Genomic DNA, 16010 nt, shown 5'->3' with positions numbered 1-16010 from the left:
CAACTGCGCTGTCGTGCGTTCGTCGGCGAGTCTTCACGGTGACGGGAAAATAGCAGTGTCGCCGGAAACCAACCGCGGACATGTCCTGCCGTTGGGGCTAGCTCAGCGCAGGCTCTGGTTTCTGTCCAGGCTCGGTGTGCAGGCGTCCGAGGCATATGTCATTTCTGTCGGACTGCAGCTGCGTGGCGCGCTCGACACGAGTGCATTGCGGCTGGCGCTGGACGGGGTCTATCGTCGGCACGACGTCTTGCGCGCGCGAATCGTCGAAACCGACGGCGAGCCCCACCTCGTGCCTGATGTGCGAAACGATGCCGTCTTTACGCTGACGACGATCGATCTGCGAGATGCCGGCGGGGCGGCTGATGGCGCCGTAGACGCGCAGGCACAGCGGGAATTCTCCGCGCCATTCGATCTGCACAATGGTCCGCTGATCCGTGCCTGTCTGATTGCGCTCGCGCCAGACCGGCACGTGCTGCTGATAAATGTGCACCATGTGATTTTCGATGGTACTTCGCTGCAGTTGCTGCTGCGCGAGATCGACGCGAACTACCGGCTGGCTACAAGCGGCCAGGCGCTAGGCGCAACGCCGGCGCCGCGCTATACCGATTGCATCGCGCTGCAGAACAGCCATGCCTATGCCGAACGGCTACGGCTGCAGAAGACGTTCTGGCACGATTCGATGAGCGGCGCGCCACTGATGTCCACGCTACCCTGTGATGCCGCGCGCGCGGCTCAACACGACTTCGCCGGCGCGTTTGTGCACTGGCGCATCGATGCGGTGCTGACCGCGCGGCTGCGCGCGCTGGCCAAGCGCCATGACGTCAGTCTTTTCAGCGTTTTGCTGGCGGCATGGGCCTGTTTGATCCAGCGTCTGAGTTTGCAGGAGGAAGCGGTCGTCGGCGTTTCCACCAGCGGCCGCACCGCTGACGAGTCGCGCGACGTGATCGGCTGTTTCGTCGGCACGATACCCGTGCGAATCGGCAACCCGGAAGGTACGAGCGTCGCCGGCGCGATCACGCTCGCTGCAGCACAATTACGCGCTGCTGCGGCACACCAGGATCTGCCGTTCGATCGCATCGTCGATACCGCTGGCGTACAGCGCAACCTTGCGCATAACCCGCTGTTCCAAACGCTGCTGAACTGGTATGGCGCTGCGCATGGAGAAATTGCGTTCGGCGATCTCGATGTCACTCCGCTGCCGGCGCTGGAACGCAAGTTCGGCCTCGAGGGCCAAGTCGCAACCATCGAACGCGCTACCCCCCTGATGCTGTATGGGGGTACGGTGGAGCGCGTTGTCGCCAAGCTCGATCTATCCCTGTTGATCTGGGAAAGCGCAGGCGAGCTCATCATAGGGCTGGAGTACGCGGCTGCGCTGTTCGACACAGGCACCGTGCGGCGTTATCTCGCGCTCTGGCAGCGACTGCTTGAAGGCTTTGCCGACGACGATACATCGGACGTCCACGACATCGCGCTCATGAGCGCAGGCGAGCGCGAGCGCATAGTCCGCGCGTGGAACGGCGAATGTATTGCCCACGGTGATGCCACTGTCATCGAATTGATGCAGCAACACGTGCGTGCCACGCCGGACGCGCCAGCGCTAGAGCATGCCGATACCGTGCTGACGTACGCGCAGCTTGATGCGCAGGTCGCAGCGCTTGCGCAACGGCTCAGCAGCAACGGCATCGGCGCTGGGGATCGCGTTGCTGTCGCGCTGGAACGTGGCATCGCAATGGTGGTGGCGCTGCTCGGCGTGCTGCGCTGCGGGGCTGCCTACGTGCCGCTTGACCTGCAGCATCCGCCGTCACGCCGGCAGCACGTGCTCAGCGACGCGGGCGTTGCCGCCGTGCTCGTGCAGGGGAACGCGTCGGCGGTTGGTGTCGGGATCGTGACGATCGACGTCGACGCGGCCGCGCCGCCAGGCGACGTCGGGACGGCCCCGCCGCCGCATGCATCACAGCCGCAGGATCTGGCCTACGTCATCTACACCTCCGGCACGACCGGCGTGCCGAAGGGAGTCATGATCGAACACGCCAGTCTCGCGAATCTGCTGCTGGCGATGCGTTCGCGCCTCGACATCCAGCCGCAGGATCGCGTCCTGGCGCTGACGACGTTGAGCTTCGACATCTCTGCGCTGGAGATATTCCTGCCGTTGGTCAGTGGTGCGTGCATCGTGATGGCCGACCGGGCGACCGCGCAGGACCCGTATGCCCTTACACGGTTGATGACGGCGCGTGCAATCAGCGTCGTACAGGCCACGCCGACTACCTGGCGCATGCTCATCGATTCGGGCTGGTCGGGCTTGCCCCGACTGCGCGCACTTAGCGGCGGCGAGCCGTTGCCGGTCGAGCTGGCCGAGCGCGTGGCGGCGCGTGTTCATACATTGTGGAATGTGTACGGTCCTACCGAAACGACGATCTGGTCAACTGTGCATCGCGTCGAGCCAGCCGTCCTGACGGGCCGGCTCGCCATCGAGCCCATCGGCCGGCCGCTCGACAACACGTGCGTTTATGTTCTCGATGCGCGGCGACGTCCTGTGCCGCCCGGCGTGACCGGCACGCTCTACATCGCCGGTGCCGGCGTGGCGCGCGGCTACGTCGGCCTGACCGAGCTGACGCAGGAACGCTTCCTGCCCGATCCATTCACGCCCGGTCAGCGCATGTATTGCAGTGGCGACCTCGCGCGGTGGGATGATGACGGCGTGCTGCACCACCTCGGCCGTACCGACGACCAGGTGAAGCTTCACGGCCACCGCATCGAGCTGACCGAGATCGAAGCGCAGTTGTCCGCCCATCCCGCACTGGCAGAATCGGCCGTCGTGCTCAAAGGCACTGCCGGCCACCGCGCGCTCGTAGCCTACTGTGTGCTGGGCGAGGGCGCGTCGCCGCCGCCGGCGGGCATCGAGGAAAGCCTGCGGGAGCACCTGCTGCGCTTCCTGCCGCTCTACATGGTGCCGGATCGGTATGTCGTGCTGCCTGATCTGCCAGTTTCGCCGAACGGCAAGATCGATCGCGCACGCTTGCCGGAACCCACCGCCGTTGCATGCGTGTTGCGCGAAGCCCCGCGCGCCGGTATCGAGAGCGATGTGGCCGCTATATGGAGCGAGCTGTTCGACGGACGCCTCGTCGATCGCCACGACAATTTCTTCCGCATCGGTGGGCATTCACTCCTCGCCGTGCGCGCCGTAGCGCGCCTGCGCAGCGCGTCCGGTGTCGATGTGGGCGTGAGCGAACTGTTTGCGCACCCGACGCTCGCGGCATTCGCCGCCGCTGCGGCGCGCGCCGAGCAGGCGTTGCGGCCGTCGCTGACACGGGTCGCGCGCGATGGCCTGTTGCCGCTTTCGTTCGCGCAGCAGCGCCTATGGTTCGTCGCCCAGACTGGCAGCGATGCGAGCCGCGCCTACCACATGCCACTGGTGCTGCATCTGCGCGGCGAGCTGGATGTCGTCGCGTTGCAGCACACGATCGAGGCCATCCGCACTAGGCATGAGGCGTTGCGGACTGTATTTCCCGAGATCGACGGACAGCCCGGCCAGCACGTGCTGACGCTGGGCATGGCTCCTCCGCTGCTCGTGCGCGAACTCACTGACGCCGGCGACGCTGCCGTGGACACCGCTGTCGCGGCCGAAGTCGACCGGCCTTTCGACCTGACCGTCGATGTGCCGCTACGCGCGGTGCTTCTGCGTTTGGGGCCATCGCGGCATGTGCTCGTCCTCACCGTGCACCACATTGCCTGCGACGGCTGGTCGCTGGCGCTCCTGCAGCACGAACTCATGACGCAATACAACGCCGCGCGCCGCGGTACCCGCGCGGCGTTGCCCGATCTACCGGTCCAGTATGCCGACTACGCCGTGTGGCAGCGTCGTCACTTGGACCACAGCGCGCTCGACGCGCATGCGCGCTACTGGAAGGAGCGACTTGCGGCTGCGCCCGCGCTGCTGGAATTGCCTGCCGACCGTCCGCGTCCGCCGCAGCAGGATTTTCGCGGTGACTATGTGGATTGCACCTTTGCACGATCGCTCACTGACTCGTTGCGCGCGCTGGCCGTGCGCTGCGAGACGACGTTGTTCGTCACCGTGCTCGCCGGCTGGGCGGCGTTGCTTTCGCGGTTGTCAGGCGAGACCGACCTCGTCATCGGCACACCGGTCGCCAATCGTGATCAGCTGGAGACCGAGCACCTTATCGGGTTCTTCGCCAACACTCTGCCACTGCGTCTGGATCTCGACGGCAATCCGACCGCACGAGGCTTGGTCGAACGCTGCCGTGATGAAATGCTGGCGGCTCAGCGCCATCGCGAACTGCCGTTCGAGCGTCTTGTGGAGCTGCTGCGGCCCGCACGCAGCGCGGCACATACGCCGCTGTTCCAGATTGCGCTGGCGTGGCAGAGCGTGCCACCGGTTGCCGTCACCCTGGACGGCTTGGAACAGGTCTCGCAACAGTTGCTGCTGAGCGGCAAGAGCGCCAAGTTCGACCTCACGATGTACCTGTGGGAGACGCCGGAGGGATTGGCAGGCGGCATCGAGTACGCGACGGCTCTGTTCGAGCGTCGCACGATCGAACGTTATCTGTCGCATTGGCAGATCCTGCTGCGCGCCATGGTCGATGACGACTCGCAGCTCTTGCGCGACCTGCCGCTGCTGGGCGTCGGCGAGCGCGACCAGCTTTTGCAACAATGGGCCTGCGGCCCGCAGCCTGTTGTCGACGCGCGGCCGGTGCATGTCCGTGTCGCGTCACTGGCGCAGGCACAGCCCAACGCCATTGCCGTGCAGCAGCGTGATCAACGGATCAGTTACGGCGAACTCGACCGGCGGGCGAATCAGCTTGCCGTTGCGCTCTCGCAGTGCGGCACCGGCGCAGGCGATCGTGTGGGCGTCTGCCTGCAGCGAAGCCCGACGCTGATCGTCGCTTTGCTCGCCGTGCTCAAGTCTGGCGCGGCTTATGTGCTGCTCGATCCGGCGCTGCCCGCGGAGCGCCTGGCGCACATGCTCGATGACAGTGCGGCCACTGTGCTCGTTGCGCACGCCGATGTCTCGCCGGCATTGCTGCGGCCCGGGCGTACGCGCCTGGACCCGGATGCTGTTGCCAACGCGCCGTCCACGCCTGCAGGTGCGATCAGGAGCGCCGGCGACGTCGCCTACGTCATTTACACATCAGGTTCGACGGGCATGCCCAAAGGCATCGCCATCGAACATCGCGGGCTCAACAATCTCGTTCATTGGCTGGTTGCGGCACTCGACCTCGCGCCGGGCCGGCTCGCGTCGGGCGTCTGTGGGCTCGCGTTCGATGCGAGTGTGATCGACATCTGGCCTACCCTGTGTGCTGGCGGGACGCTGCTGCTGACGCCGGTCGAGGCGGCCGAAGATGCCGACGCGCTGCTGCACTGGTGGTCGGCGCAACCGTTCCACAGCAGCATGCTGCCGACACCGCTAGCCGAACTCGCGCTGGCGCAGGGCATGGTGCCAGCATCTCTGCGTGTACTCGCTACGGGCGGTGCACGGCTGACGCGCCACCGACCGGCGCGCGCTGCGTTTCGCTTGCTGAACCTCTATGGTCCGGCCGAGATTACCGTCGCGGCGACCTGCGACGACGTCGGCGAGGACGGACCGATCACGATCGGCCGGCCCATTCCGCACCTGCGTGCCTATGTGCTCGATGAGTCGCTGCAGCCCCAGCCCATCGGTGTTGTGGGCGAGCTGTATCTGGGCGGCATAGGTGTGGCCGCCGGCTATCTCGGGTTGCCCGAACTTAGCGCGCAACGCTTCCTGCGCGATCCGTATGCGTCCGATCCCGTCGCCCGCCTGTACCGCACCGGCGATCTCGTGCGCTGGCTCGACGACGGCCGCATCGACTACGTCGGGCGCGCCGACGACCAGATCAAGATGCGCGGCATGCGAATCGAACTCGGCGAAATCGAAAGCGCGCTCGCGGCGCTGCCGCAGGTGCGCGAAGCCGCAGTCGTACCATTGGGCCAAGCCGGCGATGTGACGCGCCTCATCGCCTTCGTCGTGCTGCAGCCAGCAGAACCGGCCGCCATCGAAGATCTCAGCGACCAGCGTGTGGCCGAATGGACGCGACTCTACGACGACAACTACCGCGTGCCGGACGCGCAGGTGCTGTTCGATTTCGGCGGGTGGAACAGCAGCTATACCGGAGAGTCCATCGCGCTCGTCGAGATGGAAGAGTGGCGGCAGCAGACCGTCGCGCGCGTCCTCGCGCTGCAGCCGCGGCGCGTGCTTGAAATTGGTTGCGGTTCCGGCCTGTTGCTGCTCGGCATCGCGCCACTGTGCGAACGCTACGTCGGTATCGATTTTTCGCGCGAAGCGCTCCACCACCTTCAGGCCAAGGTCGATCGCCAGGGCATCGACGGGGTGGAGCTCGTGCATGCGCGCGCCGACGAGCTGGATCGCCTGGGCGCGGAATGTTTCGACACCATCATTGTCAATTCTGTGGTGCAGTATTTTCCGAGCGAGCGCTACCTGTCCGAGGTGATTGAAGCCGCGCTGGCACGCCTCACGCCGGACGGACACCTGTTCATCGGCGACGTACGCAACCTGCTGCTGCTCGATGCCTTTCACGCGTCGATCCACGCGTTCCGCCGCGGCAGCACACCGCCGCGCGACGAACTTGCGTCGCTGGCCCGCGCTTCATCGCGTCTTGAAAAAGAGCTGCTGATCGCGCCGCGCTTTTTTCGCGATCTCGCCGACACGGGCCGCGTCGCCGATCTGCAACTGCTGCCGAAGACCGGCATGTACGTCAACGAACTCACGGCATACCGCTACGACGTTGTGCTGCATCGTTGCGCGCCGGCGTCGGCTGCCAGCAGCCGGCGCTTCGATGCAATGCACGACAGTGCTGCGTTGCGCCACGCGTTTGAATTCCTCGACGCGCAGGCAGACGGTGTGGCTGTCGTGGCCAATCTCCGCAACACGTTGATCGAGCCGTCGGCGTACCTGATCGAGCCACCGCCCGATACGCTAACTGGCGTTTCGACGATCGTGGCCGAGGCGGTCGCTGCCGCGCGCCAGCGCGGCCTGCAGGCGGAGCCCAGCTGGCTGGCTTCGGATTGTCTAGGTCGCTTCCATCTGCTGGTCGCGCGCACCGCGGACGCGCTGCGTGGGCATGCGCGAGTACTGCGCGATTTACCCGAGCCGCCTTTTGCCGGCCGGACCAACGTACCGGTGGACGTGCTTGCACAAGCGCAGCGCGGACGCGAACTTGCCGTCGCGCTGGGCACCCGATTGCCCGACTACATGGTGCCGTCGCAATTCGTGTTCATGCCGCGGCTGCCGCTGACAGCCAACGGCAAGGTCGATCGTGCCGCGCTGCCCGCACCCGAGACCTTACCGGGACAGCGTGATTTCGTCGCGCCGGCCACGCCTTCCGAGCAATTGCTGGCCACGATCTGGTGCGAGGTGCTCGGTTGCCCGCCACCCGGCATCAACGATCATTTCTTCGAGCTCGGCGGTCACTCGCTGGCGGCCGTGCAGGTGCTCGCGCGCATCCGGCGCGCAGTCGCGATCGAGGTGTCGCCGCCGGATCTGTTCGCGCATCCGGTGCTGTCCGATTTCGCGCGCTTCATCGACGCGGCCGCTCCAGCCGAGGCAACCGCGCTGCTGCGCGCAGCGCGCGACGCGGCGCTGCCGCTGTCCTTTGAGCAGGAAGGACTATGGTTCCTCGCCAAGCTTCCGGGAGCGGCGGCCGCTTACAACATCGTATTCGGCGTGCGTCTGCGCGGCACGCTTGTCGACGCGGCACTCGATGCGGCGCTCGATGCCCTGGTGCAACGGCACGAATCGCTGCGCACTGTTTTCGTCGATGTCGACGGAAGGCCACAGATGCGCATCGTGCCGCACATTGCCTGCGCCTCGCGCCGCCACGTGCCGCCGGGAGACGCGTCTGGTGCGCTGCGCGACCTGATCGATGGCGAGATCGACCGCCAGTTCGATCTCGAGGCAGGGCCGCTGTTTCGGGTTTGCGTGATGCGCGAAGCGCACGACAGCCATGCGCTGATTTTCTCCCTACACCATATCGTCGGCGACGGTTGGTCGATGCGTGTGCTGCTGAGTGACCTCGCCGCCCTGTATGACGCACAGGTCGACCCGACCGTCCCGGCGCCGCGCGCGCTGCCGCTGCAGTACGCCGATTGGGTAGCATCTCAGCGACATACCGCGGCACGTCATCAGCAGCGCTATGCGGCGTATTGGCAGACGACGCTGCGTGGCGCGACGCCGCTGCTTGAGCTGGCGTCGGATCGGTTGCGCCCGACCCAGCAGGATTTTCGCGGTGGCTTCGTGCCGTGCCACCTGGACGCCGGTGGCGCAGACCGCTTACGCGCAGCGGCCCGGCGCTTCGGTACTACGCCGTTCGTGTTGTTGCTGACGAGCTGGGCACTGCTGTTATGGCGCTTGTCGGGCCAGGACGACGTGATCGTCGGCACGCCTAGCGCGAACCGGTCGACCGAGGAAGCGCAGGCGCTCGTCGGCATGCTCGTCAGCACCTTGCCGCTGCGGCTCGACCTGTCGGGCACGCCGCATCTCTCGGAACTCATACGACGCTTCGAACGAACCTCGCTGGAAGCGCAGCAGCATCAGGACATCGCGTTCGAGAAAATCGTCGAACTCGTGTCGGCTGCGCGCAGCTTGGCGTACAACCCGGTGTTCCAGGTGATGTTCGCATGGCAGGCGGGTAGTGCGCAGATACCCGGCCTGCGCGGATTGCGCAGCGAACCGTTGCCCGACTGCGCGCCGCACTGCGCCAAGTTTGATCTGTCGCTGATCCTCGCCGAGGCCCACGACGGCATTCATGGCGGCATCGAATACGCTTCGGCGCTGTTCGACGAATCCACTATCGTGCGGTATCGCGCGCATTGGCTGACGATTCTGGAGCAGATTGTGGCCGGCAGCGACATGACGATCGACCGTATCGAAGTGCTGACGCCAGCCCAGCGCCATCAGGTACTGGAAGCGTGGAACGACACGCGCCGTGAATTCCCGCACGAGCAATGCATCCACACATTGTTCGAGCAGCAGGCCGCCGCCACGCCGGATGCGATTGCGCTGCAAGCCGGCGATGAGCATCTGGACTATGCCGAACTCGATTCGCGAGCCGGTCGCCTTGCGCGCTACCTAGTGGCGCACGGCGTTCGTGTAGGTAGTTTCGTCGCGATCCACATCGAAAGAAGCACCGCGATGATCATCGCCGTGTTGGCAACGCTGAAGGCGGGTGCGGCCTACGTACCGCTGGATACCTCGCACCCGGCCGCGCGCAAGGCGCACGTGCTTGGGGATTGCCAGCCGGGCTGGCTGCTGCATACCGGCGACGTGCCTTCCTTCGACGGCTTGGAGTCGCCGCCGCGGGTGATCGAGGTGAATGCCGCGCTCGCCGCAGCGCCAATCCTGACAAGCGCGCTGCCACCTCCGATCACATCGACGGAACTTGCGTACATCATCTACACGTCCGGTTCCACGGGACTGCCCAAGGGCGTAATGCTCGAACACCGCTCGGTGGTCAATCGCCTTGCGTGGATGCAGCGCCATTTTGCTATCGGACCCGACGATGCCGTCTTGCAGAAGACTGCGTTGGGTTTCGACGTGTCAGTGTGGGAGCTGTTTCTGCCGCTGATCTGCGGGTCGCGTCTGGTGCTTGCGGAGCCCGACAGCCACAGAGATCCGCAGCGGCTCGCGCGCATCATGCGAGAAACCGGAATTACGATCTTGCATTTTGTGCCGTCGATGCTGCACCTGTTCCTGGCGCAGCGCAGCGCGTTCGATTTTCCGGCCCTCAAGCATGTCGTATGCAGCGGCGAGGAACTGCCGCCGGCGGTGGTGGAGGACTTCCAGCGCAAGCTGCCACGCGTCGGCATCCAGAATCTTTATGGCCCGACTGAGGCGTCAATAGACGTGAGTTGGCACCTCTGCGCGCGCGATCACGGAGCAGTCCGAATACCCATAGGCCGGCCCATCGACAATTGCCGGCTGTATGTACTGGATAGGGAACACCGGCCGCTGCCATCCGGCGTCGCCGGGGAGCTGTACATCGGTGGCGTGCCGGTTGCCCGTGGCTATTTCAACCGCCCAGACATCAACTCCGAGCGATTCCTGCCGGACCCCTTCGCCGACGATGCGCGCGCGCGTATGTACAAGACCGGCGATAAGGCGCGCTGGCTGCAGAACGGAGAAATTGATTTCCTTGGCCGCAACGATGCGCAGATCAAGCTGCGCGGCTTCCGCATTGAACTGAGCGAAATCGAAAGCCATCTCGCCCGCTTTCCGGGCGTCGCCGAGGCAGCCGCGGCGCTGCGCCAAGACGCGTCGGGTGGCCCGATGCTCGTCGCGTACTGGGTCGGCGGCGACACCGGCGACGTGTCGATCGACGCCGCCGCATTACGCTCGCATCTTGCAGCGGCGTTGCCGGAGTACATGATACCGACGCAATTCGTGCGCCTGGAGCAGCTGCCGCTGAATGCTAACGGCAAGCTCGATCGCAATGCATTGCCTGCGTTCGCAGCCGACGTCGTGACCGCAAGCACGGGCGCTGCGCCAGCCGGCATGCTGGAGGAAACCATCGCCGCGGCCTGGTCTGTCGTGCTTGGTCGCGGAAACCTCGGGCGTGACGAAAATTTCTTCGCCGTGGGCGGGCATTCGCTGATGACGCTGCGCCTCGTGCGACAGCTACAGCAGGTTGACGTGACTATCCAAGTCGCCGATGTCTTTCGCTATCCGACGATCGCCGCACTTGCCAGGGCTGTGCAGCAACGTGCCGATGCCCACGCCGATGCCGCGCTCGTCGCCGTGCGCGATGCGGACGGCACGCCGCTGTTCCTGCTGCACGACGGCTTCGGACTGCTGCTCTACGCCCATGTACTCGCCGCGCAACTGCCCGTGGGCATCGCCGTCTGCGGTCTGGCCGAAACCGCCAGCCCGCAGGACGAATCGGCGTCGATCGCACTGCTCGCCGATCGATTGCTGCCGGCCCTGCGTGAGCGTCAGCCGCAGGGTCCGTATCGCCTGGCCGGCTGGTCGTTCGGCGGACTGCTCGCGTATGAAATCGCCACGCGTCTCATCGACGACGGCGAGACGGTCGAATACCTCGGCCTGATCGACAGCTACTACGGCTTCGAGGAACCTGGCCGCGACGAGCATCCGGCGCAGTTCGCCGAAACTCCGCCTCACGTCGCGGCACTCGATCCGGCGACGCGCCAGATCTGCCTCGCGCGGCACGAGATCTATGCGCTCGCCGCACGCCGCTACGCCGCACGACCGCTGCATATCACCGTCGACCTGGTCAAGACCAGTCAGTGCGATGTTCCACCTATGCGCGAATGGCGCGGCTGGGAACGCGTGCTTCCGCCCGCCGCCATCCGCGTACATGACGTCGACGGCTGCCACTTTTCGATGATGACCACGCCGTTCATCGCCGGCACGGCGGCGGCCTTGGCACGCGGATTGGTCCATAGCCCGCAAAGCAACGCCAAGAGAAACTAGAAATCCGACGCGGCAGTTCTGGGCTGGCTGCTGCACGTCGGATCGGAGTGGCGCCGCGATTGCTCGGAAGCATCCCCGTCGCTACCGCAAGCTATGGCACTCTCCCCGCATGCAAGGCATCCCCGCCACCTTCGATTTCCCGACCGACAGCGCGGAGTTCCGTCATCCGGCGCATCGCTCGGGTGTCGAGCTGTATCGCGCGCATATCGTGCGGCATGCGTTCGAGCCGCATACGCATGCGGCGTTCGGGTTGGGTGCGATCGAGCAGGGGGTGGAGCGGTTTCGTCTGCGCGGGGCGGAGCATCTGGCGCCGGCGGATTCGCTGGTGCTGATGAATCCGGACGAGTTGCATACGGGGCGCGCAGAGACCGAGGGCGGCTGGCGCTATCGCATGATCTATCTCGATGCGGATGTGGCTGCGGCGATCAGCGGTGAGGCGGACTGGTGGTTTGCCGATGCGGTGCGGGTGGATGTGCCGCGCGCGCGGCAAGTGACTTCGCTGCTGGATCGGCTCTGGCGAACACCGTCGCCGCTGGCGTTCGACGGTCTGCTTGCCGAATTACTGCGGACGCTTTCGCCGCATGTGCAGCGGCCGCGGCCGGCGCCGATGGAAGGTGCGTTGCGGTTCGAGCGGGTCGTCGACTATCTGCATGCGCATCTCGCCGACCGGATCACGCTGGAACAGCTGGCCGCGCTCGTCCATCTGAGTCCGTTCCATTTCCTGCGCCGCTTTCGCGCGCAGTACCACGCGACGCCGCACCAGTTGCTGATGGCTTTGCGTCTGCAGCGGGCCAAGCGGCTGCTCGCGGCCGGCGTCGCGCCGGCACAGGTCTCTGCGGAGTGCGGGCTTGCGGATCAGGCGCATCTGACGCGCGCGTTCGCCTGGCGTTACGGCGTCACGCCGGCGCGGTATCAGCGGCAACTGCTGGGATGGGTGCCGCCGTAGGAACATGGCTGACCGGGAATGGCCTGGCGTCATTGCCGTCAAAGTGCGGAATGGCTGCGGTGACGACCGTCGCCCTCCCCGGTTCGACGGCAATGCGCTTCGGTACTGAGCTTCCTCGGGGTGACGCGAATCACGGCATCAACCGCGGCTTCTTTCCAGCATCAGCAGCATCGACAGGCTCAGCAGGACGCGCTCTTCCTCTTCTTCAGTAGTGAAGGCGTGTTTGCTTTCCAGCGTGAAGCGTCGCCCGATCAATGATGGCTGCTTCACCAAGCGCGCAACCAGCCTGCCGGTCTTATCGGTCACCAGATAGGCGGGATGAAAAAGATAGCCGGAGAGCAGGCCAATGACTGGAATACCTTCGAATATGGCATCGGCCACTTTGATCCAGGCGTTTTCTTCGCGAATCGTATGCGTCATCGCCTGCTGTGCATCGAAGATTTCATAGTGCGCCTTGAAAATCGACGCCCAGCCTTTGCGTGCGATCTTGCCCAGATCCTGCCCTGCGGCGCTGTTGAAACTATAGGTCGCGGAAAAGTCCAGCCATTTATTGGCTTTGATCGTAAACAGCTTCTGTGTCTGCGTCGAATCCTTGCAAACGACGACTTCCTCCAGAATTTTGAACATTTTCTGGCGTACGTAGAACAGCGTACTGTCGCGCGAATCGGTAATCGTGAAGTCGCTCGAGAGGGTGGTTACCTTGAATACAAGGGACAGAGGATATTGGTATTTCATGTGATCTCGGCAATGGTGGGGATGCGATAGCTTCATTCTGTTTGAAGCCGATCGCGCAATCGTACGCGGTGTTCGGCAAATTCCACATCGTACGCTACCTGTCCTATGCCATGGCCGCCGGATATCCTCTTCTCGACGCCGGCCCTGGACGGGCTCGGCGCGTGGCACAAGCGTTCGGCCAGAGCTGGATCGTGCGGCAAGATCAGGTGCTTGGCGTCCGTGCAGGCGTGCGCTTCCTGCCCTGCCGTTTGTCGCGCAACGACTGCACAGGGCCATATGCGTGCTCAGGGCTGGCGCCTCGCCGGCGCAGGTCTGTGCGGATCGCGGGAGCCTGCGGCTAATCCGGAGCATGAGAGCAATCTGATTCAAGACGTGCCCTCCGCCCTGTCGCAAGCTCGCGCCATGTTCATCGGCATCGTCTACGCACTCATCGCTGGCTTGCTCTGGGGCCTCGTCTTCGTCGGGCCATTGCTGCTGCCGGAGTATCCGGCTGCGCTGCAGTCGGTGGGGCGCTACCTCGCATTTGGCCTGATCGCGTTGCCCTTGGCCTGGTTCGATTGCGTTGAACTGCGCCGGCTCGCGCCCGGTGACTGGCTCGAAGCGCTGAAACTCTCCGCCATCGGCAACCTGCTGTACTACTTCTGCCTGGCCGCGGCGATCCAGCGCGCGGGCGCGCCGCTGCCGACCATGATCGTCGGCACGCTGCCGGTCGTCATTGCGATCTGCGCGAACCGGCGCAATGCGCGGCGGGACGGCGTGTTGCCGTGGCGCAAGCTCGCGCCGTCGCTGGCACTGATCGGACTTGGTGTGGCCTGCGTCAATCAGGTCGAACTGGCGGCAGTGCGCAGCGATCCAATGGCGGATCCGTGGCGCTATCTGAGCGGCGCTGCGCTGGCGTTCGTCGCGGTCGCGTGCTGGACCTGGTATCCACTGCGCAACGCCGACTGGTTGCGCGACCATGCGGGCCGCAGCCCGCGCGCGTGGGCGACCGCACAGGGCCTGGTGACACTGCCGCTGGCCGCGACCGGCTATGCGCTGCTCTGGGGCGGCATGACGTGGTCGACGTCCGACTTCGCAATGCCGTTCGGCCCGCGGCCGGGTGTATTCATCGCCCTGATGTGCGCCATCGGTCTGTTCGCGTCCTGGCTCGGCACGCTGTGCTGGAACCAGGCCAGTCAGCGCCTGCCGACCGCGATCGCCGGCCAGCTCATCGTGTTCGAGACTCTCGCCGCGCTGGGCTATGCGTTCGCGCTGCGCAGCCACGCGCCGTCGTTGCTGACGGTGATCGGGATCGCGCTGCTGATTGCCGGCGTCGTACTCGCGGTGCGCATCCGACCGGAGCTGGCACCTCAGACCAGGCCGGTCGCGTAGTAGGTCGCGATGATGACGAACACGGCGAGGGTCTTGATCAGCGTGATCGCGAAGATGTCCTTGTAGGCCTGGCGGTGGCTCAGGCCGGTCACGGCCAGCAGCGTGATGACCGCACCGTTGTGAGGCAGCGTATCCATGCCGCCGGAGGCCATGGCCGCGACGCGGTGCAGCACTTCCATCGGGATCGCGGCGGCGTTGGCGTTCGCGATGAAGGTGTCGGCCATGGCCGCCAGCGCGATACTCATGCCGCCGGAAGCCGAGCCGGTGATGCCGGCCAGCGCGGTGATCGTGATCGCCTCGTTGACGAGCGGATCCGGTATCGACGCCAGGGCCTGCGCCACGACGACGAAGCCCGGCAACGCCGCGATCACGGCGCCGAAGCCATATTCCGATGCCGTGTTCATGGCCGCGAGCAGTGCGCCGCCGATGGCGGTGCGCGTGCTGTCGGCGAAGCTCGTCATGACGGGTTTCCAGGCGAAGGCGAGCACCGTCGCGATGCCGACGAGAAGGGCGCCTTCGACCGCCCAGATTGCGGCGACCTTGGCGATTTCCTGCACCACCGGTGCTGCCTTGCCCATGGCTGCGGGTACGAACTCGTGGCTCGCGCCGTAGACACGCGGAATCAGGCTCGTGAACAGTTTGTTGGAGACACCGACGAGGACGAGCGGCAGGATCGCAACCAGCGGGTTGGCCAGCGCCGTGCCGGCGAATGCGGCGGGTTCGTTCTGCAACGTTACGGCGTCGCCGTACCCTTCGCCCGCCGCCAGCGCCATGCGGCGGCGCCAGTCGAGATAGACCAGTCCGACGATCAGGATGAACACCGCACCGACGCAGCCCAGAACCGGCGCGGCCCAGGAGTTGGTACCAAAAAATGTGGACGGAATGATGTTCTGGATCTGTGGCGTGCCGGGCAGCGCGTCCATCGTGAACGTGAACGCACCGAGCGCGATCGTGCCGGGAATCAGGCGCTTGGGGATGTCGCTCTGGCGGAACAGTTCCGCTGCGAACGGATAGACGGCAAACACCACGACGAACAGCGACACGCCGCCGTAGGTCAGCAGAGCACAGACGGCAACGATCGACAGCATGGCGCGCTGCGCGCCGAACACCCGGATCGTCGCGGCGACGATGGCTTTGGAAAAACCCGAGATCTCGATCAGCTTGCCGAATACGGCGCCGAGCAGGAACACCGGAAAGTACAGTTTGAGAAAACCGACCATCTTGTCCATGAACAGGCCGGTGAACATGGGCGCGACCAGGGCCGGATCGGTCAGCAACACGGCACCGAGTGCGGCGACCGGAGCGAACAGGATCACGCTGTGGCCGCGGTAGGCGACCCACATGAGAAAGCACAGCGCGGCCAACACGATCAGAAAAGACATTCCCTGGCTCCCACATCCGACGCCGTGAGTGTCGGGAAGCGCCACCGGACGGCCCATTGTCCGAAGGTACGATGCCGCCCGTGCCGGGCGCAGCCTA

The 16010-nt window shown here is 65.3% G+C and carries 5 protein-coding genes; 3 read left to right on the top strand and 2 right to left on the bottom strand.

Going from position 1 to position 16010, the window contains the following annotated elements:
- Positions 1-55: 55 nt before the first annotated feature.
- Together RUU78_RS17255 and RUU78_RS17250 are read left to right on the top strand one after the other, a co-directional pair.
- A complete protein-coding gene (locus RUU78_RS17255) occupies positions 56-11479 on the top strand; it encodes a non-ribosomal peptide synthetase (protein ID WP_313918702.1) in 11424 nt (3807 codons plus the stop codon).
- Positions 11480-11588: 109 nt separating this feature from the next.
- Positions 11589-12425 (top strand): AraC family transcriptional regulator, encoded by an 837-nt coding sequence (locus RUU78_RS17250; protein WP_313918701.1) that lies wholly within the window; start codon positions 11589-11591, stop codon positions 12423-12425.
- A 138-nt stretch (positions 12426-12563) separates the two neighbouring features.
- Here RUU78_RS17250 and RUU78_RS17245 read toward each other — a convergent pair whose 3' ends face one another.
- Positions 12564-13160, bottom strand: coding sequence for a hypothetical protein (locus RUU78_RS17245; protein WP_313918700.1), 597 nt, complete (start codon positions 13158-13160; stop codon positions 12564-12566).
- 372 nt (positions 13161-13532) lie between these two features.
- Between RUU78_RS17245 and RUU78_RS17240 the strand changes: the two genes are divergently transcribed.
- Entirely contained in the window at positions 13533-14531 is a 999-nt protein-coding gene (locus RUU78_RS17240) for a DMT family transporter (protein WP_313918699.1), read from the top strand.
- Here RUU78_RS17240 and RUU78_RS17235 read toward each other — a convergent pair.
- Positions 14510-15913 carry a GntP family permease gene (locus tag RUU78_RS17235; RefSeq protein WP_313918698.1) on the bottom strand — a complete coding sequence of 468 codons (1404 nt, stop codon included), beginning with the start codon at positions 15911-15913 and terminating at the stop codon, positions 14510-14512. The genes RUU78_RS17240 and RUU78_RS17235 overlap by 22 nt on opposite strands.
- Positions 15914-16010: the final 97 nt, after the last annotated feature.

The sequence above is a fragment of the Tahibacter sp. genome (genome assembly GCF_032229445.1).
Classification (GTDB): Bacteria; Pseudomonadota; Gammaproteobacteria; order Xanthomonadales; family Rhodanobacteraceae; genus Tahibacter.
Note: the sequence above shows the minus strand (reverse complement) of the source record. Positions and strands in the feature narration are given on the sequence as shown.